21 protein-coding genes are annotated in these 26,591 nt (G+C 39.2%); 7 read left to right on the top strand and 14 right to left on the bottom strand.

Annotated elements, in window-relative coordinates; genetic code table 11:
- Positions 1-61: 61 nt before the first annotated feature.
- The 13 genes from AB3G38_RS15320 to uvrB form a co-directional block, all read right to left on the bottom strand.
- Complete coding sequence (locus AB3G38_RS15320; RefSeq protein ID WP_367864748.1) at positions 62-2,830, bottom strand: TonB-dependent receptor; 2,769 nt, start codon at positions 2,828-2,830, stop codon at positions 62-64.
- 219 nt (positions 2,831-3,049) lie between these two features.
- The gene (locus tag AB3G38_RS15325; protein WP_367864749.1) at positions 3,050-4,477 is read right to left on the bottom strand and encodes a SusD/RagB family nutrient-binding outer membrane lipoprotein; all 1,428 of its coding nucleotides are present in this window, start codon (positions 4,475-4,477) and stop codon (positions 3,050-3,052) included.
- A gap of 17 nt (positions 4,478-4,494) precedes the next feature.
- Entirely contained in the window at positions 4,495-7,710 is a 3,216-nt protein-coding gene (locus tag AB3G38_RS15330; protein ID WP_367864750.1) for a SusC/RagA family TonB-linked outer membrane protein, read from the bottom strand.
- Between the two features lie 382 nt (positions 7,711-8,092).
- Positions 8,093-8,665 carry a hypothetical protein gene (locus AB3G38_RS15335; protein WP_367864751.1) on the bottom strand — a complete coding sequence of 191 codons (573 nt, stop codon included), beginning with the start codon at positions 8,663-8,665 and terminating at the stop codon, positions 8,093-8,095.
- Complete coding sequence (locus AB3G38_RS15340) at positions 8,665-10,005, bottom strand: hypothetical protein (protein ID WP_367864752.1); 1,341 nt, start codon at positions 10,003-10,005, stop codon at positions 8,665-8,667. Before AB3G38_RS15340 ends, AB3G38_RS15335 begins: the two co-directional genes overlap by 1 nt.
- Positions 9,968-10,723 (bottom strand): type III pantothenate kinase, encoded by a 756-nt coding sequence (locus AB3G38_RS15345; RefSeq protein ID WP_367864753.1) that lies wholly within the window; start codon positions 10,721-10,723, stop codon positions 9,968-9,970. Before AB3G38_RS15345 ends, AB3G38_RS15340 begins: the two co-directional genes overlap by 38 nt.
- A 74-nt stretch (positions 10,724-10,797) precedes the next feature.
- Entirely contained in the window at positions 10,798-11,712 is a 915-nt protein-coding gene (locus tag AB3G38_RS15350) for a DUF6427 family protein (protein ID WP_367864754.1), read from the bottom strand.
- Positions 11,713-11,808: 96 nt separating this feature from the next.
- A complete protein-coding gene (locus AB3G38_RS15355) occupies positions 11,809-12,795 on the bottom strand; it encodes a glycosyltransferase family protein (RefSeq protein WP_367864755.1) in 987 nt (328 codons plus the stop codon).
- Between the two features lie 28 nt (positions 12,796-12,823).
- The gene (locus AB3G38_RS15360; RefSeq protein ID WP_367868770.1) at positions 12,824-13,675 is read right to left on the bottom strand and encodes a UDP-2,3-diacylglucosamine diphosphatase; all 852 of its coding nucleotides are present in this window, start codon (positions 13,673-13,675) and stop codon (positions 12,824-12,826) included.
- A 446-nt stretch (positions 13,676-14,121) separates the two neighbouring features.
- Complete coding sequence (locus AB3G38_RS15365; RefSeq protein WP_367864756.1) at positions 14,122-16,587, bottom strand: hypothetical protein; 2,466 nt, start codon at positions 16,585-16,587, stop codon at positions 14,122-14,124.
- A gap of 84 nt (positions 16,588-16,671) precedes the next feature.
- Positions 16,672-16,941 (bottom strand): DUF4834 family protein, encoded by a 270-nt coding sequence (locus tag AB3G38_RS15370; protein WP_183868308.1) that lies wholly within the window; start codon positions 16,939-16,941, stop codon positions 16,672-16,674.
- Positions 16,942-17,075: 134 nt separating this feature from the next.
- On the bottom strand, positions 17,076-17,276 hold the full coding sequence (locus AB3G38_RS15375; protein ID WP_068405291.1) for a YwbE family protein: 201 nt from the start codon (positions 17,274-17,276) through the stop codon (positions 17,076-17,078).
- Positions 17,276-19,324 (bottom strand): excinuclease ABC subunit UvrB, encoded by a 2,049-nt coding sequence (uvrB, locus tag AB3G38_RS15380; protein ID WP_367864757.1) that lies wholly within the window; start codon positions 19,322-19,324, stop codon positions 17,276-17,278. The genes AB3G38_RS15375 and uvrB overlap by 1 nt, the downstream gene beginning before the upstream one ends.
- Before the next feature lie 68 nt (positions 19,325-19,392).
- Here uvrB and AB3G38_RS15385 point away from each other — a divergent pair, with 68 nt between their 5' ends.
- From AB3G38_RS15385 to AB3G38_RS15415, 7 genes are all read left to right on the top strand, one after another.
- Positions 19,393-20,514 (top strand): hypothetical protein, encoded by a 1,122-nt coding sequence (locus AB3G38_RS15385; RefSeq protein WP_367864758.1) that lies wholly within the window; start codon positions 19,393-19,395, stop codon positions 20,512-20,514.
- The gene (gene upp, locus AB3G38_RS15390; RefSeq protein WP_367864759.1) at positions 20,504-21,148 is read left to right on the top strand and encodes a uracil phosphoribosyltransferase; all 645 of its coding nucleotides are present in this window, start codon (positions 20,504-20,506) and stop codon (positions 21,146-21,148) included. Before AB3G38_RS15385 ends, upp begins: the two co-directional genes overlap by 11 nt.
- Positions 21,149-21,155: 7 nt before the next feature.
- Positions 21,156-21,845, top strand: coding sequence for a YjjG family noncanonical pyrimidine nucleotidase (locus AB3G38_RS15395; protein WP_367864760.1), 690 nt, complete (start codon positions 21,156-21,158; stop codon positions 21,843-21,845).
- 94 nt (positions 21,846-21,939) lie between these two features.
- Positions 21,940-22,452: a DinB family protein gene (locus AB3G38_RS15400; protein WP_367864761.1), complete on the top strand. Its 513-nt coding sequence runs from the start codon at positions 21,940-21,942 to the stop codon at positions 22,450-22,452.
- A gap of 18 nt (positions 22,453-22,470) precedes the next feature.
- Positions 22,471-23,811, top strand: a complete 1,341-nt coding sequence (locus AB3G38_RS15405) for a flippase (RefSeq protein ID WP_367864762.1) — start codon at positions 22,471-22,473, stop codon at positions 23,809-23,811.
- Between the two features lie 50 nt (positions 23,812-23,861).
- Positions 23,862-24,623: a class I SAM-dependent methyltransferase gene (locus tag AB3G38_RS15410; protein ID WP_367864763.1), complete on the top strand. Its 762-nt coding sequence runs from the start codon at positions 23,862-23,864 to the stop codon at positions 24,621-24,623.
- A 3-nt stretch (positions 24,624-24,626) separates the two neighbouring features.
- Positions 24,627-25,532, top strand: a complete 906-nt coding sequence (locus AB3G38_RS15415; protein WP_367864764.1) for a glycosyltransferase — start codon at positions 24,627-24,629, stop codon at positions 25,530-25,532.
- Positions 25,533-25,752: 220 nt separating this feature from the next.
- Here the strand turns inward: AB3G38_RS15415 and AB3G38_RS15420 are convergent, their stop codons facing one another.
- Positions 25,753-26,505 (bottom strand): class I SAM-dependent methyltransferase, encoded by a 753-nt coding sequence (locus AB3G38_RS15420; RefSeq protein WP_367864765.1) that lies wholly within the window; start codon positions 26,503-26,505, stop codon positions 25,753-25,755.
- Positions 26,506-26,591: the final 86 nt, after the last annotated feature.

The following is a 26,591-nucleotide window of genomic DNA, read 5'->3' on the forward strand; positions in this document are numbered from 1 at the left end:
CAAAAACCACACGGGCAAGCTAAGCCGGCCGGTGTGGTTTTTTATCCTTTTAACTGAAATATTATAGCGTTAAACCCACGCGAACAAAGAAACGCCTCCCATTTCCACCCATTTGAACTGCATCAAACGGTCCCGCAGGTTCGTTGTTATAGGCAAATCCTTTTGCCCCTTTAATATAGCCCAGATCGGGGTGTACATTAAATATATTATCAGAACCCAGCGTAATCCGGGCAATCTTATTCAGTTTACAAGAGAAATAAAGATCACTCACTACTTTTCCGCTGTAATTGTACAGATCCGGCAGCGGGCCAGATCCATTATCAGCTGGCACAGTAGGGTAAATAGTTGATCCATCGCCATATCCATTGATATCAACTTTGCCAAAGTAAGTAAAACGTAAACCAGCAGTAAAATCCTGATGTCCGAATTCCGGGTTCAGAGAGAATTTAGCAGAAGGTGCAGAAGCCAGAATAAACTTCTTTTCTCTTGAACTCAGGAAAGTCTCTTGCAAAGTCTCCGTCTTGCCCAGAATAGGCGGATAATTAACCTTATCAATCGTCATATGCTGAAAATTCCCTGTAAACAACATGCGGTAACGGTTATCCCCGATAGTTTTATTGTAATCAAGCACTACATCTAAACCACGATTGGTTGTATTCACTGCATTGGCAAAGAATTGTGCCGAGCCTACACGTAATGATTTCAACGCATTGGTAAATGAGGGATCAAGAGAAGTATCATTCGCACTAAACTGACCCGATAGCACTACGCGGTCAGTGACTTTAATGATGTATCCGTCTACCGTAATACTGAATTCAGGAACAGGTTTGAATGTAAATCCAAGGCCTGCATTTTTGGATTTTTCCTGTTTCAGATTAGGAATCCCTGCGGCCTGAGTGATCGGACTATAATTAGGTGCAATCTTCACTTCAGAGATTATAGCACCCTGAACATTCGTAAAAGTAGAACTATAATTAATTTGCTGTAAGGATGGTGCACGGAAACCAGTACCTACCGAACCACGGATATTGAAATTATCTGTCAGCTTGTAACGGGTAGCGAATTTAGTGCTGAAATTATACCCAAAGTCATTGTAATGCTCTAATCTGTTTGCAAAGTCAATCAGCCATTTTTTAGTGATATCAACTTCAAAATCTACGAAACCACCAAATACTTTACGGTTTGCATTTACAGCGTCACCAGGCTGGAACCCCGGAAAACCTTGTGAACCTGCTGCTTTTATTCCATTTGGATCATAGTTTTTATAAGAAGCCTCTTCTCCCGAAAAAATCTTATAGCGTTCATAACGGTATTCTGCGCCGAAGCCAAGGTTAAATCCGGATAACACCTGATCAAAGTGTTTACTAAAATTCAGGTTAGTCGTATTTTGTAAGAAAGCTGACCCACCATCATCAAAATGCGTTTTATCAGCCCCTAAAGATGCATTAAACGTTTTTTCACCATAAAAATGAAAATTATTACTCCCTGTATTGTTACTCAGATCCCAGTCCCAGGCATCCCCAAAGCTCCCTTTCAAACCACCAGCAAATGAGACATCTGTGTTATGTGTTTCAATCAGCGGATTATAATAAGAATCTCCGTTAGGTGTATTCACGATGATCCCGTCTACCGGAATCAATGCACCAGCGCCGGTTGTTGGAAAACGATCTGGCCGGGCCAGGAAGTTTCTGGAAAATGCATAGGCGTCTGATCCTTTATAGCTATATCCACCAAAACTGTAGAACGTAGTTTTGGCACTTAGCGGAATTTCATTGTTAAAGAAGATAGTTCCATTCTCAGAAGAACCGTCTCCATTGGCACGTCTGGCTGTATTTACAGGCAATGCTTTAGGATCGGATGTGGTAGTATCATGTACCTGTCTGTAAGTTTTTCCACTTTTCGAGTAATCTGCTGTAATATTCAGGAAACCCTCCTTTCCTATTTTAAAGCCATAGTTTGCATCTACATTGACTGCATTTCCATCAATTGATCCACCATGTGGGTATTGATTGGCTGCAACACTATTTTTACTATTGAATTTGGGATCATAGTAACCAGAATAACCTGCATTGATATTGAACTGGTTCACTGTTTTCTTTAAAACAATATTAATTACTCCTGCTATCGCATCAGATCCATATTGTGCAGATGCTCCATCTCTTAAAATCTCCACCCGTTCAATTGAGGCTGTCGGTATTGTACTCAGATCTACCCCCGAATTACCTCTACCACGTGTTCCGAATACCGAAACAAAAGCAGTAGAGTGGCGGCGTTTGCCATTGATCAGTACTAAGGTCTGATCAGGGCCCAACCCCCTTAAAGTACCCAGTTCCACATGATCTGCTCCATCAGAACCGGATTGTTTATTATAATTAAACGAAGGTGCTGCATAGTTTAAAATATCAGTAAGTTCCATACGACCTGTTGTAGCCGCAGATTTACTGACATTCACAATATCAACAGGAACAGCTGTTTCCAGCTTTACCCGCCCCGCAGAACGCGTACCAATCAATACAACCTCATTTAACTGGGCAGTATTACTTTCTAAAGTTATATCAATTTTTGTGTTCGTTCCTACAGTAGTTGTCACTGCTGTATAACCGGTATAGCTGAAAATCAGCTGATCTGCTGGCCCCGCAAGGATAGAAAATTGCCCATTTTGGTTGGTGCTTGTACTTAAGGTAGTTCCCTTGACCCGGATAGATACACCCGGGATGATTTCTTTATTGGCCCCGTCAATAACGGTTCCGGTAATCGCTTTTTTTTGTGCCATTACCATTCCCGTACATAGGAATAGCAGTGCAACAACAATCGATAATTGTTTTTTCATAGGTCTTGGTTGATAGGTTTTGATTGAGGTATTGTTTTATTACATTAATATACACTATTTTTCACCTACAACATTAAAAATCAATTTTTTAACCTAAAAAAAGCTCCGATTCAATCTCTAAAAATGTTTTTTTCTCCAAAAACAAAAATACCCCCGGGAATTTCCCGGGGGTATTTTGATTAATATTGCTATAAAAGCATTAATTCATATTAAAAGCTTTTAGAATTTATCCCAAAACAATTTAGTTGTACTTAAGTCACCACCAATTGCAGCAGCAGCAGCAGCGTAGTTAGTACCGTTTAACTGTTGTTCATTACCTGGATAAGTAAATCTTGTTGGGAAAGCAGATCTTGCACTCACAGGAGCTGTAACTTTAGGAAAATCAAGTCTTCTCATTTCAGTCCAGCCATTGAAAGGGCGGTTATATAAAGCGATCCATTTTTGTGTTCCGATTTTTTCTTTCCACGTTCCTGTAGCTGTTGCATAAGCTACTGCTGGCTGAGCCAGATAAGTTGCAGCATCTGCGGCAGTACCACCCCAATAAATAATTGATGCAGTTATTGCATTGTTATAGTGAGTTTCAGCACTACCAGAAACAACAAAGCCTCTTTCAACTGCTTCAGCTCTGAAAAATTCAGTTTCCACATAATCCATCATTACAGTTGGGGCATCAGCTGCATAAACTTTTGGCGCAGGAAGTGAGAAAAGTGAAATCGTATTATTCGCACCAACTTTTCCACCTACATAAGTACCAGCAACAGTTTTAGCGAAAAACTGAGATAAACGAGGATCAGCAAGTGCTGTAAGCTTGTTTACTAAATCTTCAGCAGCAACATAGTCACCACGGCCACCAGTAACGATATCAACGAACAATGGGTTCTGACTTGGTGCACCTGCTAAATATTGAAAATAACTATTGTCAGCAGCAGCAGAAATTGCTCCGGCATCCGAAGCTTCTACTGCAGCTTTGGCTGTAGCAGCATCTGCATCAGCAAGGATCATTCCTTGTTGCATACGCAGCGTATTCGCATATTTTATCCATTTTGAAATAGATCCTTTATTAATAATGTCCTCTGAAGCTGAAAATCCAGGGCTTGTCGTTTTTAACTGGCTGATATCGTTATTTAACCGTTTTATCAGATCAAGCGAAATAGTTTTTGCATCGTCATATTTAGGAAACAAATTAGACGGATTCAAAGCTTCAGTATAAGGCACATTTCCAAATGTATTCACTAGCGTACTGAAAGCAGTAACCTGCATAATATCCAGTATAGCTAATTTATTCGCTTTTTCACCTGGTGATAATGTAACATCAGCACTAATTATCTGCGCCGAATTAGTTAGATTCTGCAATACATCTCTGTACATTCCTCTAAACCAAAACAGAGGGATAGTCCTTGTCGTGAAATCATACCTGGCTTCATCCTGATAAGTTGTCATTGCCCAATGACTAACTGTGAATCTAAACACGTTCAGATTCACACTTGCACTGGTTATCGCATCTGCATATGATTTAGTTGCAAAAGCAAATAAAGTACCTGCAGGTACAGCTGCCGGTTTCTTTGTTTCGGTATTTAAGGTGGTGATATCTTTTTTGCAGGCCGCTAAACTGAGCATGCCGATAAAAAATATAATTAGTTTTTTCATCTGAATAAAATTTAATTTTAGAATGATAGTTTGGCATTGAATCCGAATACTCTTGTGGTAGGATAAGCACCACTCTGGAAGCCCTGAGCATTACCTGAAGATAAATTCTCTTCTGGATCTGCATAAGGAAGGTTTTTATGAATAATCCATAAGTTTCTTCCAAAAACAGAAAGATCTACTGCTTTAACTGGTCCCCATTTCGCAACAACTGATTTCGGTAAACTGTAGGTCAGGGTTGCTTCTCTTAATTTCACATAACCAGCATCATAAATGAATTCTGACTGCGGATATCTGCCATTATTGGCATCAATAATTACACGTTTTGTGTTTGGTTTGCCATCAGCTGTTACACCTTGCAAAATAACACCTCCGCTTTTGCTGTCATTAGTAACTGGATTTCTAACCGGGTTACCCAAGTCATTATTTCCAACAGTATTAGGCAATATACCCGTATAAGTAGCATAAAACTGATCTAACGACCATAAATCACCACCTTTTTTGATATCAACCAGGAAACCTAAAGTAATGTTTTTATATCTGAATTTATTATAGATACCACCCATCCAATCCGGGTTAATATTTCCAATTACATTATTAGTTGTACTTGTTGTTTGATAATAACCATCAGCACCAATAACTTTTTGACCTTGAGCATTGTAAACATAAGTTTTACCCTGGATTGTTCCAAAAGCCTCGCCTAATGTTCCATTTACACTAATCCCGGCGTTATAACTTGCAATCTGTACATTTTTACTGTCATTATACAACTCCTTAACCAAATTCCGGTTTCTTGTCCAGTTTACATTAATAGTCCAGTTAAAATTATCTGTTTTGATAGGGGTACCATACACAGAAAGTTCAACTCCTTTATTTTGAATAATACCAGCATTCACATAAGTATTAGAAAAACCAACAGATGGAGAAACTGAAACAGGAAGAATTTGATTTTTAGTATTAGTGACATAATACGACGCATCAAAACCAACACGGTTTTTCAAGAAAGCCATTTCCAAACCAAATTCAGTACTTTCTGTTTGCTCAGGTTTCAGCTTGCTATTGTTAGTTGTAACTGGATAAGAAGTTACAATTGTGCTGCCAAATTGATTTTCTATTTTGTAAGAGTTTTGTGTGCTACCCCATGGTGCATCATTACCTACTGTAGCATAGTTGACTCTCAGTTTACCTGAAGATAACCAATCTTGTTGAATGTGTTTAGAGAACAACCAGCTACCAGCAACAGAGTAATAGTTGTAGGCATTATTACCTGCAGGTAAGGTTGATGATTTATCTCTTCTGAATGTACCATCTAAAGTTAAAAACTCTTTATAAGTAAGTGTAGCACCACCAAAATAACCATCAACTTGTTTAGGTTGGTAAGTTTCAACAGGAGCTGCAAGCGTTCCAACAGAGTTCGATATACTATATAAACCCGGTACAATTAAACCACCATTAGTCGTATTAAAAATACTTGTGATTTTACTGGTTCTGATGTTCGTACCTAAAATAGCTTTAAAATTCAGGTCTTTTGAAAAGTTTTTATCAACATTTGCGATTAAATCATAGTTGGTCTCATTGAAAGTACGATCCTGGCGTGAATAAGATGCAGCACCCTGGCTACCTACAGCGATACGCTCTTCCTGATTCTCATTATAAGTATCTAATGTTACTCTCCCCATCACATTCAACCAATCATTAACTTTATAATTTAATGCTGCATTTCCAAAAATCCTGGTTCTGCTATCAGTCTCAAAATTCTCATATCTTGTCCAGTAATAGTTATCAGTATATTTTGGGACCAATCCTGCTGGAGTAGACGGATCTGCCCAGTTCCAGGAAATGTTTTTCTTGTTTCTGAAATAAGCATCTTTCTGCGCCTGCATATCTACGTTAGTCTGATACCATTGTCTGAAATTCTGATTTACGTTCTGACCACTGTATCCTGAGCCATATCTGCCTTTACCGTCAATTTTCGAGAAATTCGCAGATGCAGAAGCAGTTAAACGATCAGTAATTTTATAGGTAGAACTAAAATTCACGATGTTTTTCAGCACTCTGCTATTTGGCAAAGTACCTCTCTCATCATTTCTGCTATAGCCAATTTTAATACTTCCTTTATCAGTTGCTCCATCTAACATAATACTATTACTGTTAGAAATAGCTGTTTGATAAAATGATGCAGGTCCATTCGCTGCTGCAACCCATGGCGTTTTTTTATGAAAATTAGGAGAAGCAGGATCAAAAGCGTCCCATTGATAAACTAATAAATTAGGATCAAATTTTGCTCCGTAAGAAGCATCTTCACCTGTAGGCACTACTTTTTCTTTTACACCGTTACCTAATACATCAATTAAAAGGAAACCATCACCGCTTTCGTATCCGCCTGAGTAACCAGCTCCGTATTCTTTCTGATAAGTAGGGAAAGTAGATTTATCAATCGATCCGATCGATAAACCACTGTTAATCGTGATTCCCATACCACCTTGTTTTCTGCTTTTGGTGGTAATCATCACTACACCATTTGCACCTCTTGAACCATATAATGCACTTGCAGCAGCACCTTTCAGTACGTTCACAGACTCAATATCATCAGGATTGATATCCGCAGCAGCATTACCATAGTCATATCCGCCTCTTCCTGTTTTTTGATCGGCGGTGTTATTATTTGAGTTATCAACAGGTACACCATCAACTACGAATAAAGCCTGGTTATTACTTGTCAATGATTTGTTACCCCTGATCACTACATTTGTAGATCCTCCAATTGCATTACCCTGAATAATTTGCAAACCAGAAACTTTTCCAGATAAGGCTGAAGCTGCATTTGCAGTTCTTGTTTGTGTTAATTCATCCCCTTTAACCTGTTGCGCTGCATAAGGCAAAGAGTTTTTAGTTCTCAGCTGGCCCATTGCAGTTACCACAACTTCATTCAGTTGCTGGTTATCGGCTGTTAAAGATAAATTAAGTGTAGAAGTGTTTGGACCAACTGTAACTTCTTTCGGTAAATAACCGATAAAAGAAAACACCAAAACTGCTTTGTTTTCTGTACGGATTGAAAATTTTCCGTTTGCGGCCGTACTTGTGCCGATAATTGTTCCTTTGATCTTTACACTTACTCCAGGAAGAGGAAGGCCATCTTCTTGCGCTGTAACTGTACCATTGATTGTCCGTTCCTGAGCCATTGCAGATACTGCAACAAACAGAAGTACGAACAAACTTTGTAGAAGTTTTTTCATAATTCTAAATAATTTAGTTAGTTAATTGTTAATAATAGTTAATGAGCGGTTGATACTCGTATTAGTTGACAATCACTAATATATGGTTTGAAAATGATGAATAAAACTTTTTTTGCATTTTTTTGACAATTTAAATCGTTTATGCAAAAAAACATACATCCTAAAGCAGAGTTATACGAAGCCTATTAAAATTAATCTATAATTAATATCTGAAGATACGTTTTCGAATATAAAAAGTGCCGGGAAAGCACTAAAACGCGCAATTATTTCAGAATTTAAAGAGGCTGATCAGTCGTTTTTTTTATCGCAGAATTCATAACATTTTAGTTACAGAGTAAGCTTTGGGAGCTCAGCAGAGAATCGTTTTCTGAAGGATGTGAGGTTATTGCCCCAAATCACCTTTGACATAAGTTTCACCTGACCCCTGTTCAAAGGCGACAGAGCTGAAATCTTCAGGTGCAGTAAAGTTTAGCGCATTTAAAACGGTGCCATCAGGCCGGGTAACTATACCTTTTGGAGAGAAATACATTTTTTTTTGTTGATTCCAGGTCAGCTCTTCTGTGTTAAAAGTCAGATCATCGCGAACAACAACAACATTTTTCTTAAATATCGTTACCTGTTCAGTTTCTTTTCTGATCGCATAATCAGAAGTAATGGTTCCTGTAACGTTTTGCTTTGGATCGAAGAAGGTAATTTTCACCCCTTTCGGCATCTCCTGATACTTACTGCCAGAAGATGGATTTACCTGATCCAGGATGGGTGCAAACCCTTTGGCTTTAACTACTGCAGAATCGCTGAAAACGATTTCTACCTTTAAAGACCGGTCCTTACTGAGTGTAAGTTTTTTAGATGATATTGTAGCCGCTTTTTTTAAGTCATCCCCATTGCAGGAACTTAAAAAAAGCGGGACAAAGCACAGTATAACTATACGGGATAATATACCGGCAATATTCATTAGTCGAATTTAAATCTTTTGAACCAGGTATCATTCAGCGTGAAGCCTAAGTGAACACTGATATAGTTTTCCTGAAGGCTACCACTTTGCATGGTTCCTCTGCGGCCAAGTTCAGTGGTGAAATTCATTTTATAGAATGTACCTCTGGTTTGAGAGTTTGCCAATGGCAACCCAAGACCAAAAGATACCGCCATCTGTTTTACATCCTGATCAGAGATATTAATATAAGTCTTATCATAACTAAAGCCTAAACGATAGTCAACTCTTTTGAAATAACTATTAATTGAAGTAATATCAGGTGTAATCTGACCACCCACTGATATGCCCTGGCTGTTTTGCAAACCCTGGTTAACTCCATTAATAGCATACGAAGACCATTTACCTGTTCTGAAATCTGCTCCAATCAACCATTTGTTATCTTTTTGCAATGCAATTCCGAAGTTATGTATTAAAGGAAGTTTCAGATTAGACTTTCCGCTTCCTATAGAATCCACAGTTTCTACAGTTACGTTTCCTTCTCCTGTATTACCATCATACAAATATTTGCTGGCCATAAAGGTTCTTGTAGAGTTGATAGTAGAAGATGATGAGCCAGAATAACCAAAAGTCAATAACATTTTAGAGGTTAAACGGATATCATACTGTGCACCATAAGAGAAGCTGATACCGCCAACACTGTTTTTATTTTGCAAACGTGTCGCAAAAGCACCTGGATCATTTACGAATTCCACTCCTTTGTTTTCAATCAGGTTTCCGAAAAGGTATTCCATATTGGCACCAATTCTAAAATGATCTCCAAAACGGTAACCATATCCAATATAAGCTTTTGATAACCCGCCTTCACCAGAATAAACATTATTTACATCAGACGTTGAAGGATTTCCAGGCGTACCAGTAATGGTCTGTCTGTTAGAGAAATTATAACCCAGCTCTGAATACGGAAGTATACCAAAACTCAGTGCAGAATGCTGATTTACCGGAAAAGCCAAAGCAAGGTGGCTTAATGTACCGTTAAAACTGTTTTCCGTTGCACCATCCTTTTTCAGATTGGTAAAAGTACCAGCAACACCAACATCAATAGTCGTTGAAGTGATTCCGGCATAGGATGCAGGATTCTGAATATTGATATTGTTATATCCGGTAGGCTTATTAACCGCTGTCGAAATTCCGCCCATTGCTCTGAACTGAGGGAGTAAGACACCTTTGAGGTTTCCGATACCATATTTAGAATATGGCGACTGGGTAGTAACCTGTGCGTTAACAGAAATGCTCGCTAGCAGAACTAAAACTGCCGTTATATAATTAATTTTTTTGTACATATTCAAATGCAATGACTTCATTTAATCCTTTTAATACTAAATAGGGATCGTGTATAATTTGAGGTGCAAAGATGCTGTTTTTTAATTGTTCCAGCAAAAAAGTAGCATCCCCTCCAGTTATAACTACCTTCAGTTCTTTATTATTTTTATTATTTAATGCTATAAATCCTTCAACTTCATTGATTACGCCCTGTAAGACGCCATTTATGATCGCCGTCCCGGTATCAGTACCCTGAGGAATAATTTGTAATTCCCTGTCCCACTTCACTAATGGCAGCTTGCCTGTATAATGATTCAAAGCAAGAAACCGCATATTAAGGCCCAAACTGATGCTTCCGCCATAATAAGATCCCTCCTTATTTAAAAAATCATAGGTAATGCAGGTTCCTGCATCTATAACCAAACAATTTTGCTGGGGATAAGCATGATGAACGGCAATTATTTTTGCCCATCTGTCCTGCCCTAAAGTGGATATTGTTTTATAATAATTATTTATACCCGTATTTAAATCGGTAGAAAACGGTATATAATTAGTTTTTTCCTCTAATAAAGTCAAAAGTGCGGCATCAGCCTTCTTCACACTGGAAACAGTAGAATTAGCCACTTTATATTCTGCGATTAATGTCGTCAGTACCTGCTGATCAAAATGCTCAAGGATTTGAAAAAACACCAGCACTTTATCGTTAAAAACAGCTATTTTACTGTTAGTATTGCCGATATCTATTACGAGATTATGCATTTATCAATCCACACTTCATGTTACAAAGCTATTAATCTTTACCAAGTTTCAAGCCGTCAAATTGTTAAAAAAAGTTAAACAAATAAAAAGAACTGTATCGTTAAGACTAAAATAACAAACAAGCTTTCATAAAACCATCTTTTTGTGGCGTTCGAAAAATAATAAGCCAGCAAAACTGCACCCGGCGGCACACAAAGTAAAAAGTGGTAAAGTTTAAAATTCGACTTCGTATAAACACTTAAAATTGCAATCAGAAACATAAAAAACAGCATTTGAAAAGCTTTTCTGGTACTGATAAAACTCCTGAAAAAATTCTCCCGCAACTGTATAGTGGCCAGTACCATCGTAATTCCAACCGGAACCAGCACCAGGTAATCATTATACCTGATCTTGAACATCGATGGAAACTTATTTTTTAAAGGAAGCCATATCTTGTAGAACATTCCCAGATTGTCGTTCCAGTAATAAAAAACAGCCAGAAAAAAGATAATGGTCAGAAAACCTACCAATCCGGAAATCCATTCCCGCCAGCTAAAAGAGCGATATAACAGTAAGCTGAGCCAGATGAGCAAAAGCATCATCACAAAAGGGAAATAAATCAATGTGCCCACTGCAATAAATAACCCGATATCAAACATAATCATGATCGCATTGGGCGATTTACCAAGTTTCAATAATTTATCCATGATCAGGATCAACATGAAATTGGACATCAGTACAGGACTGAGAATAAGAAAAGGATCGAATAAACTGGCTCCTGTGATATAGAGTAAAGCTGGCAGGAAGCTTGGTTTAGCCAGTAAAGTATGGTTATTAACGATCCTGTTAAAAATAATGGCTTGTATAAAAACCAAAATGCCGGCCAGAAGGATATTGGTAATCACCGAAAAATTTTCCCCTATTGGAATTTGAATCAAAAACTTGGCATACGACTCCATAAACTCAAAATTCAGCCGCTCTGGTGGATTGATCAAAATCGATATCCGCATAAAAAAAGTATATGCGAACAGCAGGAGTATGTTAATAGGGTTTAACGTTTTGAATTGATTGATCATGCCGTAAATAGAAGGGCAAAGTAAAGAAATTTATCTGGCAAACTGGCTGACAACTTTTTCAATAACATCAGCAGTCTCATCAGGAAAATTAAATTGATGCGTTTGCGGCTGAAGCACCCATTTCTGAATCACGGGTAGCCAGTTTTTATTAGACCCCCAGATCACTGGCAAACCCATTTGCTGTAAAGCATAGGCATTACACTGTTGCTCGTATTGAAATTTCATCGGGACAACCAGGAGTTTTTTACCCAAAAACAAGGCCTCAGCAGGCCCCTCAAATCCACCACCAGTGAATAAACCTTCACAACTTGCCATGCTCAGGTTAAACTGTTCATTATTGACAGGACGCACCTGAACATTCCCGGCTGTAAAACTCGTCTTCGTATGTTTAGAAAAGACCTGCCATTGTACATGGGGAATTTGTTTTAAAATCGGCACCAGTATTTCATCTGCAATCGCTGGCAAGTAAACTGTATAATGGCCCAGATTACTCGTCTGAAGGTTTCTGATCTCTGAACGGATAACAGGTGTATGGATAAAGTCGTCGTATTCTTTGAAATGGAAACCCACATAATGAGTAGAAGGTGCATAGTATTTCATCACTAACTGGGCCCAGTCTATACTCTTAGGCTTCGGAACTTTCTTAGACTGAAAAGAAGCCTGATGGCTTAAGCCCACGCTCTCTACTCCCTTCAACTTACATGCCCAGGCCGTAACAGGTTCAAAATCATTTAAAATAAGATCGTAGCTTTTAAGTGGAAGCTGACGCATATCCTTTACAAACCGCGGAAGATTCATTGATTTCCAGGTTTCGTAATGGTCTACCCCCCCCTTTTTACCGAAAATAAAACTAAAACCATGAAGCTGATAAGCCACTTGCTGACTCAATTTAACATCAGCTTGTGTACCACTGATTAATAGTTCTACATCGCCGTGCTGTTGTAATAAAGGCACAATTTCACGTGCGCGGCTGACATGACCGTTTCCTGTACCTTGAATAGCATAAAGTATCTTCATCCTTGCCGAATATCTGTAATTTTATTTGCTAGACAATTTCTAATTTTATCTTTTGTAGCAACATATTGATATCCAGCTTACTATGCAAGTCCTCACTATCGGAAAGAATTCCTTCTTCTACTTCGTCTGTTTGAAAGTCTTTAGCGTCATACTTGAAGATATTCCAGTTCTGATCTTTATATTCCAGCGCGGTCAGGTTTTCGACCCAGTCTCCGCTGTTTAAATACAGTACCTGCCCATCTTCAGTAGTTACTGTTCTCATTTCAGGTTGATGAATATGGCCACATACCACATAGGCATAGCCATTTTTTGCCGCCAGTTCGGAAGCTGTGTCTTCAAATTTATTGATAAACTTAACTGCATCTTTAAATTGCGCTTTAACTTTTTTAGAAAAGCTCATTTTTTCTCTGCCAAAGAGTTTCAGCCCCCAGTTGACAAAACTATTGATCAGAATCAAACTGTCATAACCTACTGCGCCTAGTTTGGCAAGCCATTTTGAATGCTGCATCGTCACATCGAAGATATCCCCATGGAAAAACCATGCCTTTTTTCCGTCGAGTTCTAAAACCAGCTTATTCTGGATATGGAAAGATCCCAGGTGCATGTCTGCAAATTTGCGCAATAGCTCATCATGATTTCCTGTCAGATAGTATACTGGTACTCCTTCCGTTACAAACTTCATCAGTTTTCTGACAACTTTCATATGTGTTTCGGGCCAGTATCTTTTACTGAACTGCCAGATATCAATGATATCTCCATTCAGGATCAGTGTTTTGGGTTTGATACTTTTTAAATATTTAAGGAGTTCTTTTGCATGACAACCGTAAGTGCCCAGGTGGACATCAGAAATCACGACAATATCAACTTCTCTTTTACACATCGTCTTCATCTATGGTTAGTTCATAGGGACTGAAAAAGAAAGCTACAAGAGCGATAACACAGACAACCGTAATTATTTCTTGCATATCAGTTCAGTTTATATACACAAATATGCAAAAGTCAGGTTAACAATACATTAAGTAAATATTATGGTATAAATATTAGTTTTTTAAGGATTAAGACCTACTGATTTTCCGGCTGATAGGTGTTAAGGTTTTGCAGGGGTTGTGGCTAGGTTGTGGTATACATTGAAGTAGTATTCAACTACCCTTGAAGTACCTCAGACTACTTCAAGGGTACTTCAACCCTAGTTCAGTACTAGTTCAATGTATACCACAACCCCTACAGTACCTGGCCAAAACCCTTGCAAACCCCAACTTTTCATCCCAATAAAAAAGGGTTGCAGCATAACGCAACAACCCTTCTCATTTGATCAGTTAAAAATTCTTAACTCACCTTTTTTGTCTTCTTTTGATCCGTATAAACAGCAAACCCTAAACCTAACATCAACAGGATTGAACCTGCAAATGAAATTTTCTCTCCCATATAGTAAGATACAGGATGGAAAATGAAGTCAATCTTATGGTTTCCAGCAGGAAGCTGTGCTGCACGTAAGGTATAATCAGCTCTGAAATAAGGCTTCTCCACATCATCAATGTACATTTTCCAGCCTTTATCATAATAAATCTCAGAGAATACAGCAATCACATCTCTTGGGGCACTATAAGAATAAACCATATGGTCAGGATGATAATTATCTAATTTAATCATCGCTGTTGGCCCGCCAATACCCGCTTTAGCCGTATCAATTAAGTTTTTATATTTAATATCCACGATTGCTTCTTTCTTAGGATCGAAACTACTGATTGCTTTCATCTCTTCATCAGAGTTTTTCACAAACTGCACCTGATCCACAATCCATGCATTACCAGCCGCCGACTCATTACGCTGCATTTTATAAGCGCCAGTCTGCTGATCCTGCGTAATAATATATTTTGTATTCAGCATGTCCAGCACATCATGATTTACGCTTTTGGTAAACTGATGATCAACCAACTCCTGAATACGTTTTAACCTTGCTGAATGCGCGCCACCAACCGTTTTGTGAAAATACGAAGCATCTGCGCTGGTAAAAGTAGGAATAGACGTATCAAACACCCTGAAATCAGGATCTTTATCCGCTAAAATAAAAGTATCCACATCCCTTGGCTGATAATGGTTAGTCAATGAAGATGCAGGCACAAAATTCTGGTTATTTAAATAACGGCGATCTACCTGCCACATATCAATCAAGATAAATAAAGCCAGTAAACCAAAAGCATATTCTGCTTTCATCTTTTTAGTGATGAATGCCCATGTTAATCCAAATCCGATAGCGATAAAGATCAAAGTTCTCAAAGCATCAGCTCTAGCCAGCTCTGCTCTGTCTTGTATTAAAGCATTACCAATTGTCAGCGCAACGTTTTTATCATTATTCACGGCCTGGCTCAACGTATTCAGAAAAGCTTCATGATCAGAAGTCTTGAAACTGAAGAACAAAGTAGGCATCACTGCAATGATCAAGGCGAAACCACCTGTAATACCCGCAGACCAGGTTAGTTTTTTAACCAGGTATTTCTGGTCATACTGTCCATCCTGAGCTTCTTTAACAGCAAGAACAGCTAATATGGGGAACAATAATCCAACTACTGCCAGAATAGATTCTACAGCTCTGAATTTGTTGTATAACGGTACATAGTCGAAAAACAGATCAGATATAAATGGCAGATTTTTACCAAATGATAAGAAAAGGAATAAGATTGTAGTCGCTAAGATCCACCATTTGATACGGTTACGAACAATAAATAACCCGAATACGAATAATAAACACACGATCGACCCGAAATAATAAGGGCCTGCCGTACCTGGTTTATCTCCCCAGTATACTGGCATCTGTGCTGCAAAACCAGCCGCCTGTTCAGGTGAAGCACCTACAGTCTCAATGGCTTTCGCTACGTTTGATTTAGCATCCAGGCGGTTTGTTCCTCCACCATATAAATTTGGGATTAAAAAGGTGAAAGATTCACTTACACCCTGGCTCCACTGATAAGCATAGTCCTTAGGAAGACCGCTATCTGGTTCCGCCGCATCAGCAGTCAGGTTAGATTTACCACGGATAGTCTCTTTTCCATATTCATAAGTTGTCCACAGATTACTTGCATTCACCATTACTGACAACAGTACGGCCATTCCAAGAAACCCAATAGCTTTAGAAAGTTCTTTAGTTTTATTTGCTTTAACCGCATGGTAGATTTCTATTCCGATGTAAATTAACAGCGCCAACAGAAAATAATAAGTCATCTGGATATGGTTAGCCCTGATATTCAGTGCCAGAAAAAGTGCTGTTAAGCTCGCACCCATCCAGTATTTCCCCCGCATCGTCAAAATAATCCCAGCAAGAATCGGCGCAAACAAGCCAATTGCAAGAGCCTTATTGCTATGCCCGGCACTAATAATTATAAAATTGTAAGAAGTAAATGCAAATGCGATTGCACCTGCCGCAGCAAGCCATGGATTAACTTTTAATACACAGAAAAGCAGGTATGAACCTAAAAGGTACATTAAGACCGTACCTACAGGATTTGGTAAAACATCTGTAATCAATGCTATCCCATAAGTAGTCAGATTGAGCGGATATTGAACCCAGATCTGATAAGCAGGCATCCCTCCAAACATCTCGTTCGTCCAAAGGGGTCCTTTGCCATCTTTGGCTTTGTACTCCATGATCTCCCGCTGCATGGCTTTAGCCTGCATGACATCGCCCTGAATCGGAACTTTCCCCTGTAGAACAGGACTAAAATAGACGAAACATAAAATTACAAAAAATGCACTGATGGCTAAGTGTATGCCATTCCTTTTTAACCAATTGTTCATTAAGGTCTGTTTATATTAAACTAACCCCAAAAATATAAAATTGATACAGATTAGGAAGGAAATATATCGATTAGCGGGATATTTTTATTTAATTTCCTCGTAATCAACAAAATCACCTAGTTTATCGGCATTTCCCTGCTTAGGCTGTGGCGGTACATAGTCAATTGACAACGAGCCTTCTGGTTTAGTAGAATAGCGCTGTTGTTGTTGTTGCTGCTGTCCGGCATAACCTGAAGACTGTTGCTGCATTTTCCCGAAGATACTTTTGACTACCATTGGAAATACCAGTCTCAACAAAAGACGGATAATCCAGAGTATCAGTATAGTAAAAAAAAGAAATTTAATTAATCCCATTTATTTTTTCAGTTAATCTACAAATATAGACAGAATTCAATGCTGATTAATACAAAGACTGCCTGTTTGTTATATAATAATTACAATCTGTACAGAAATGCTGCTTTAATAAGCATTTAAGCCTATTTATAGACCTAATCTTCTTCAACAATTTCTGCAACCCTTCCTATTTGTCCGTCTTCCAGACGAACTTTAATTCCACGGGAGTGAAAAGCTGAGGAAGTCAATAAGTTAGCGACTATTCCCCTGGTCAGCTTCCCGCTGCGCTGATCTTTCTTTAAAATGATTTCGACTTCTAATCCCGGATAAATATCCGCTCTGTTCTTTCCGTCCATTATTTAACTTTTTGTTTACCGAATCGCTCTGCAAAAACTGTTTCCATTGCGAACATTTCATCACGCAACCGCGCAGCCATTAAGAAATCCATATCCTTGGCTGCTTTAGCCATATCTTTACGCGTTTTATCAATTGATTTCTGCATTTCCGGCTGTGTCATATACTGCACAATCGGATCTGCCATTATACTGGCCTGGTTAGTTTCCACATACGCATTTTTATGATCTGTATTCGCCGAGAAGTCCAGTACAGAAGTCTGTTCCAGAATCGCCTCTCTGCTCTTCCCTACAGTTTTAGGAGTGATGCCATGCTCAGTATTGTAAGCAATCTGCCGCTCTCTGCGGCGGCTGGTTTCATCTATGGTTCTGGCCATGGAATCTGTTATTTTATCCGCATAAAGAATTACCCTTCCCCTGTCATTTCTCGCCGCCCTGCCAACGGTCTGGATCAATGCCCGGTCTGATCTTAAAAACCCTTCCTTATCGGCATCCAGGATCGCTACAAAAGAGACTTCCGGTAAATCCAGTCCTTCTCTTAACAAGTTGATCCCGATCAGCACATCAAACTCACCTAAACGTAATCCCCTTAAAATCTCTACTCTTTCCAGTGTTTTCACCTCAGAGTGGATATAACGGCATTTAATATTCAGCCTGTCCATGTATTTAGTTAACTCCTCTGCCATGCGTTTGGTCAGGGTGGTTACCAGTACACGGTCGCCCATTTTTATAGTTTTGTCAATTTCATCCAGTAAATCATCAACCTGATTAATTGCCGGACGCACTTCGATCAGCGGATCAAGCAACCCTGTAGGACGGATTACTTGTTCGACCACAACTCCCTCAGTTTTCTGCAATTCATAATCCGCTGGTGTTGCACTTACGTAAATGGTCTGCGGCGCAAGACTTTCAAACTCTTCAAAGTTTAAAGGTCTGTTGTCCAGTGCAGAAGGTAAGCGGAAACCATATTCTACCAATGACATTTTACGCGACCTGTCTCCGCCGTACATTGCCCTGATTTGTGGTACAGTTACATGACTTTCATCAATCACCATCAGGTAATCTTCAGGAAAATAATCCAGCAAACAGAAAGGGCGCATGCCGGGCTGACGGCCATCGAAGAACCTTGAATAATTCTCAATACCTGAGCAATAACCCAGTTCTTTCATCATTTCAATATCAAAATTGACTCTTTCTTCCAATCGCTTGGCTTCCAGTAACTGCCTGTCTCCTATCAATTGATTTTTACGTACTTCCAGTTCTTCCTGAATTCCCCAGATCGAAGAAGTAAATCTATCTTTCGGGGTTACAAACAGATTTGCCGGATAAACGGCCATATCTTCCACTTTTTCTAATGTTTTGCCCGTTACCGGATCAATAATGCTCAATTCTTCGATATCATCGCCGAAAAAAGAAATCCGGTAAGCCGTGTCCAGATAAGCCGGAAAGATATCAACTGTATCCCCCTTCACTCTGAATGTTCCTCTTTTAAAGTCATTGATAGTCCGAGCATATAAAATTTCTACCAGACTATGCAGGAATGTATTTCTGGAAACCCTGGTCCCTACCGCAAACCGGAATACCGAGCGGGAGAAATCTTCCGGATTTCCCATACCATAAATACAGGAAATCGAAGAAACGACAATCACGTCCCTGCGGCCCGACATTAAGGCAGAAGTTGTTCTCAGCCTGAGTTTTTCAATCTCTTCATTGATACTTAAATCCTTTTCGATATAGGTATTACTGCTGGGCATATAAGCCTCTGGCTGATAGTAATCATAGTAAGAAACAAAATAATTGACCTGATTTTCAGGAAAGAAGTTCTTGAATTCTCCATATAACTGGGCAGCCAGTGTTTTATTGTGGCTCAGAATCAATGTAGGTTTCTGCGTTTGCTGAATCACATTGGCTACAGTAAACGTTTTACCAGATCCTGTAACCCCCAGCAAAGTCTGATAATTTTCATTATTGTTAACGCCTGTAACCAGTTGTTCAATGGCGGCTGGTTGATCACCCGTAGGTTTATAATCTGAAACAAGTTGAAATTTCATAGCTATTCAAAGATAACAATTATTGATGTATTGGATTGTCGTGATTATATCCTAAATTTATTGGCAGCATGAAATTACTGGTATATGTTCCCATACTTACACCCAGGATTAAGTATGTTTTTAACTTTATTTTCACCGATATCCTCAAAACACAAGCAGGGTTCAGTTCGAATGTGCAAGAATTTAAAGCTTCACCCTTGCCTAAAATCACTTACTCCGATATGCCTGTTGGCGATGAGCCTTTTTTCAAGAATTCCGATTTCCTGCTTGCGCATACCATTTCGTCTCCAAATATAAAAACCACAACCTTCGGGGATATGATAGTCCCTTTTGCCGTTGATAACAGCAGTTTGCCATTTGATGTTTTCGCAGCAGCGTTTTATTTTGTGAGCCGCTATGAAGAATACCTTCCTTTTACCCCGGGTACAGCAGGAAATTATCCTCCTGAAGCCAGTCTGCAATCTAAACTTAAGCTGCTGGAATTTCCTGTCATAGATGGCTGGGCACTGCTGCTTAAAAATATGTTATTAAAGCGTTATCCCAAGCTCCATTTCGGACAAAAGAAATTTGAGTTCACTCCGCTGGTCTGCATGTATGATGCACCGGGAATCAGCTCATTTAATATCTTCAAGCATGCTATTAATTTTTTAAGGAATATCCCTTTGATTTCGCGTCCCAAAGCTACCGCTCAGGCAAAGGGTAGCGGATTATCATTATTTCTAAATGAACAGCATGAAAAATACCGGCTGGCACCCGTTTACTTTTTTAAACCTTCTGCCGGAGTAGACCTGATTTGCGACCGGCAGATCAGCTTTCCAAAAAGCTATTTGCAGCTGCTTAAATCGGGTGTGCTCAAAGATTACAGAATGGGTTATGATACTACAATTGGTTTCAGAGCTGGTACATGTACTCCGTTTTTCTGGTATGATCTTCAGCTGGAAAAAACTACGCATTTACAGCTATATCCTGTAGCTATCAATGATGCTATTCTCTTACAGAACAGAACTTTCAATATTGATGAAACGCTTGCCCAATGGGGCAGATTGATCGCAAACGTTAAATTGTTAAATGGTCATTTTCACGTATTATGGCATAAAGAAACTTTACCCGAATTCGGTAAAGGGAAAGTTGGAAGAAGACTATACACACAATTGTTAAGCAATTTTTTATCTTTACAGGATGATATTTGACCTGAGTAAAACAAATTCTATTGCGAATATTTTCATGGCAGAGCTGCGTGATGAAAATATACAGAAGGATACGATGCGTTTCCGTAAAAACCTGGAGAGGCTAGGTGAATTTTTTGCCTGGGAAATCAGCAGAAATCTACTATATAACGATTCAGAGACACAAACTCCACTGGGGATTGCAAAAACCAAAGCACTGGATAGTCAGCCTGTACTCGCCACGATTTTACGTGCCGGGCTGCCTATGCAACAGGGTATGTTAAATATCTTTGACCGGGCCGACGCCGCATTTGTTACTGCTTACCGGAAGTCAAATCCTGCGGGAACGATAGAGATTCATGTAGATTATATCTCTTCTCCGGATTTAACGGACAAAGTGTTGGTTATGGTTGATCCGATGCTGGCTACTGGCTTAAGCATGGTCTTATGCTGTAAAGAACTGATGGCAAAGTACAAAATTAAAGAATTACATATTGTAGCTGCAATTGCAAGCGCTGAAGGAGTGAAACATGTACGCGCAAACTTACCACATGCCAAATTATGGTTAGGTGCTATAGACGAAGAAATGACGGTTAAATCATATATTGTACCTGGATTAGGAGACGCAGGTGATCTTGCTTACGGAACCAAAATCTAAGTATCAAATGATAAAACATATCTTTTTTGATTTAGACCATACGATCTGGGATTTTGATAAAAATGCGGGAGAAACCTTAACTGAATTATATCATCAGTATGAGCTGAACCTGCTTGGCCTTCCTGACTGCGATTTATTTATAGCTGTTTATACAGAAAATAACCATTCGCTCTGGGCAGAATATCATTTGGGGAAAATCACCAAAGACGTATTGAGATCTGAGCGTTTTAGCAGAACTTTTGTTCAGCTGGGCATAGCTCCGGATTTAGTTCCCCAGGGATTTGAAGCTGATTATGTAAATCAAAGCCCAAGAAAAAAGAACTTATTCGAAGGATCGGAAAAAGTACTGGCTTATTTACAACAGAAATATACGCTGCATATTATCTCCAACGGGTTCAAGGAAACGACCTTAACTAAAATGGCTACGTGTAATTTAAACCCATATTTTTCGAATGTAATTATTTCTGAAGATGTGGGCGTGAATAAGCCTGACCGTGCAATTTTCGAATATGCACTGCAAAAAGCTGGTGCAAAGAAACAAGAGAGCATCATGATTGGTGATAGCCTGGAAGCCGATATCCGCGGCGCCCAGGATTTCGGAATCAAAGCTATTTTCTTTAATCCTTTAAATATCACTAAGCCTGCTGATGTAGAATGGCAAATATTACATCTGGAAGAATTAATGCAACATTTTTAGCAATTTGCTGTTTTAATCAGAATAGCTCTTTAAATTCAGGTGATCAGCTCAATGATGACCTGAATTTAAATTGACTAAAACTACAAGCCGGCCCATGCGCAATCCTTCCATTTTTTCTTCGCTGAAAGACATTTCAGCAAAATACCATGATTTTTTACGGGAGGTTCCTGACGGTCAGTTCCAATTAACACCGCCTATTGGAGGATGGTCATACAGTGAAGTATATGCTCATATTTTTGAGTTCAGTATACTGACGATCAAAGAAGTTGAAAATTGTATCAAGGGCGAAGGAAAAATAAAGTCTACTGCTTTTATTGTCAAAATAATCCTGTTTTTCGGAAGTTTTCCACCAAACGCTAAATATAAAGTACCAAAAGCATTAGTTGGAAGGGAAACGAAAATCACGAAAGAGGCCGCTGCTGCATTTATACAGAAATTTCTTGAAGAACTTGATATGGTCTATGGTCAGCTTCATTTGGCAGATCCTGCACTTAAAACCCGTCATCCACGTTTAGGTTATTTAAATGCATCACAATGGTTTCGTTTTATGGAAATCCATTTAAAACATCATTTGAAACAATTAAAGCGAATTGAGAAGAGTTTTTAATTTCACATCTTTGCGCGGATGAAATTACCGGGTTTAAAAGGTTTTGACGAGGAAGCGTTTAACAAGTATTTTAAAAATACTGGCTGGCTGATGTTTGGGAAAATTCTCAGCATGGTGGTTGGCTTCGTGATTGCGCGGTATCTTCGTGCTTCTTCTTTTGGAGAACTTAGTTTTGCAGATGCATTTACAATGATTATCGCTGCTGTCGGTGCTTTAGGGCTGGATACTTTTATCATTCGGGAAATCCTGAATGAGCCCAGTAAAAAAGATGAGATTTTAGGCACTTCTTTATTGATGCGTTTAGGGGTTAATGCCTTATTAATTCCCATTACGGTTGGTATTTACCTGCTTTTCCATAATTATTCTGAGAAACCGGGAGATTCTCTGACCTGGATTATTTTAATCTTGTCTTTCGCTTCTTTTTTCAAGTCGTTCAACGTGATTGATTCTTATTTTCAATCGCAGGTTGCTTCAAAATATGTAGTTAAGGTACAGAATATCTGCGTGGTGTTATCTGCTGTGGTGAAGGTTTTGCTGGTCGTTTGTAAAATGCCGCTGATCTATTTTGCCGCTTCCTTAACTTTTGACAGTCTTGCGCTCGCAACTGGTTTAGTCTATATGTATCATCAAAGGGGATTCAGTTTATTCACCTGGACTTTTAGTCGTAAAAGAGCTGTTAGTTTGTTGAAACAGTCTTTTCCGCTGATACTTTCGGCAGTTATGGTTTCTATCTATATGAAGATTGATCAGGTGATGTTAAAGAGTGTAGGTAGTGTAGAGGTTGGTATTTACAGTGCCGCAGCAAAAATCAGTGAGGCCTGGTTTTTTATTCCTGTCGCTATTGTAACCTCTGTTTTTCCAGCTTTAATCCATGCGCGAAAAACTGATCTTGGCCGGTATCAGAAACGTTTGAGGAATTTATATGATTTGCTGGTATTTATTAGCTTACCGGTAGCAGTAGTGATCACATTTTTAGCTCCTTTTATTATTCAGTTCCTTTATGGGGACACTTATAATGGTGCAGGACAAATGCTGGCGATACATATCTGGTCTGGTTTATTCGTTTTTCTGGGTAGTGCAAGTTCACAGTATTTGCTGGCAGAGGGTTATACCATGATATCTTTCCAACGTACAGCCATGGGTGCTGTGATCAACATATTACTTAATTTATGGCTGATTCCCAAATATGGTGGTGTCGGTGCATCTATAGCTACTTTAATCGCTTGTGCGGTCAGTGCTTTTTATCTTTTATTAATTCCCAAAACCAGGGGCCAGGGTATAATGATGTTAAAATCATTATTTTTGTTCACTGTATTTCAAAAAATATTCAATCGTCATGAAAATCCGCCTCATGTTTAATTTATCCGGATTTTTCAGATCTCAAACTATACCTAAAAAGAATTTTTGCCATGTTAAGCGATGAAGTAAAATCAGCATACGACAATTTTTATACGCAGACCGATACGACCTGGCGCATGCTTGGCGCGGAAGCTAAAGCAAAGAATATTATGGATGTCTGCAAAAGTATCCAGCCTGTTAAGGTACTGGAAGTTGGTGCGGGTGATGGCAGTATTCTCCATTTTTTAAATGAACAGAATTTCGGAAAGGAGCTTTATGCACTGGAAATTGCTGATACGGGTGTTTCTCTGATTCAGAACCGCGGTTTGAGCAGGTTGAAAGAGGTAAAGAGTTTTGATGGTTACCAGATTCCTTATGGAGATAATGAGTTTGATCTGGTTATTCTAGCACATGTGCTGGAGCATGTGGAGCACGAACGAATTTTAATCCGGGAATTAAAGCGTGTGGCTAAGCATATTGTAGTCGAAGTGCCTTTGGATTACCGTTTCGGGGTAGATAAAAGGATGAAACATTTCCTGGATTATGGCCATATTAATATGTATACACCTACTGCATTGCGTTTTTTATTGCAGAGTGAGGGTTTAGAGATTATCGATGATAAGGTCTCTATGACACCTACGGCAACAATCAAATTCAACCAGTTTATTAATAATAAGACGCCTAAGACTTTTTCAAAAGTACTGAGGATTGAATTGGAATACCGGATCAAGAAATTGGCTGGAAATTTACTGGGAACAAAAAAGCAGGAACAATATGGGAATGCATATACCGTTTTAACGAAAAAATCAAGTCAGACACTTCAAATATTTTAACCCATGCAAAGTTTCGCTCCTATTGCCTTATTTGTTTACAACAGACCCAAGCATACTGAACGTACACTCAAGTTTTTGAGACAGAATGAAATGGCTGCTGAAAGCAGGTTATTTGTTTTTTCTGATGGCCCAAAGTCAGATGCCGACGAAGAAAGTGTGAGGGAAGTAAGGGAGTTATTGAAGCATATTGAGGGATTCAGGTCTGTAGAGATTATAGAGAGAAAGAATAATATGGGCCTTGCTGAGTCTGTTATTGCAGGGGTAAGCAGATTGGTGAAGGATTATAAGCGGGTGATTGTTTTTGAGGATGATTTAGTGAGTTCGCCTTATACACTGACTTATTTTAATGATGCACTGAATCGTTATCGTGATCAGGAAAGGGTGATGCATATTGGGGCTTATATGTACCCGCTGAAGGAGAATGGGCTGCCGGAAACGTTTTTTTACAGAGCGGCAACAAGCTGGGGCTGGGCGACTTGGGACAGGGCGTGGCAATATTTTGAGCCGGATATCGACGTATTAATGAAGCAGTTTGATGCCAGAAAAAGGTCAGAGTTTTCTATTGAGCATCAAATGAATTTCTGGAAACAGATGAAGGATTTTAAGGCTGGAAGGAATAATTCGTGGGCAATCAGGTGGTATGCTTCGATTTTTTTAAGGGGCGGGTTAACGTTGAATCCGAGCCAGTCGTTAGTGAATAATATTGGCCATGATGGTTCTGGGGTACATTCTGGGATCAATGATATTTATAATGTGATTATTAATCCGAAAAGGGTGACGGTTTTTCCGGAGGTTGTTGAGGAGAGTGTTATGGCTTATCAGGCTATAAGGGGGTTTTTGAGTACGAGGAAGGGGAGTTTGGTAGATCGGGTGAAGAGGTATCTGAAAGGGATTGGTCTTTTAAAGTAGGTTTTTCCACCAGGGAAATATAAAAACCCGCGATACTGCAGGTGCCCTTTGTTGGTAAAACCAACGCTGGTCACCTGCAGTATCGCGGGTTTTTAATTTCTCAAATGGGATGACAAATCCTGTTACTGTTACTTAAAAGAAGATCTCCTTCTCAGATACTGGGATGGTTTGGCAGAGTGCAGATTAGATGAAAACTCTTACTCATGTTTTAGGATTGCTTTTACTTGTGTTTTCTGGCTTCCAGAATGATATATGGGGACAGTTGACGGGAGTTGAATGGGAGTATTTTTGTAAATACTTTCCCGGCAAGCCATATGGATTTCTTCAGGAGTTTTACTCCTGCTGAGCGTTGTTTTTCGTTTTCGAGCCAGATACTGAAGTGCCCGAAGTATTTGGACTGGATCACTTCGAGGCCGGCTTTTTTACAGATTTCTGCCAGGAGAGTGGGATCCATGCAGGAGATGTTATGTTTATCGTAGTTGGCCTTGTCAAAGGATTTCTGGAACCAGCCGTTGATGGCTTTGAAGTTTGGTAAGGTGATAAACAGGGTTCCTCCTGGTTTGACGAAATCTATGTGGCGCTGGATAATGTCGGCGGTGTCATTGAAGTGCTCGATCAAACCGCAGGATAGGACTAGGTCGTATTGCTGGGTTTCTTTATGGTTGAACAGATCGGTTTCAACACTGTGGATGTCGCTTTCTTTCAGGCCGTTGGCTCTGAGCAGGTCGTTGGTTACAGGCTGGTGAACAAAGTAGTCTAAAAGGGTAACGTCGAGTTTCAGGTATTTCTTAAGGAAGACAGCGTAGTAGCCGGGAAATCCACCGAGTTCTATAGCAGTTTTTACTTTTTGGGTTTGAGCTATGGTAGTGAGCTCTTTGTGGAAGAGGTAGTTTGCAGGGATATTCACTGACAGTCCTGTTTTGCTTTCCCAATAGTTTACCCAAAATTGTCTGTCTGTTAAAAGGTTATCCATGTTGTGTTTTCTTTTTTTTGTTTTTTTGTTTGTTCTCTCCAGGTTAATAACGTCAAATGGGGTACTAGAGTTTGCAGATCTGACGT

Source organism: Pedobacter sp. WC2423, from assembly GCF_040822065.1.
GTDB lineage: Bacteria > Bacteroidota > Bacteroidia > Sphingobacteriales > Sphingobacteriaceae > Pedobacter.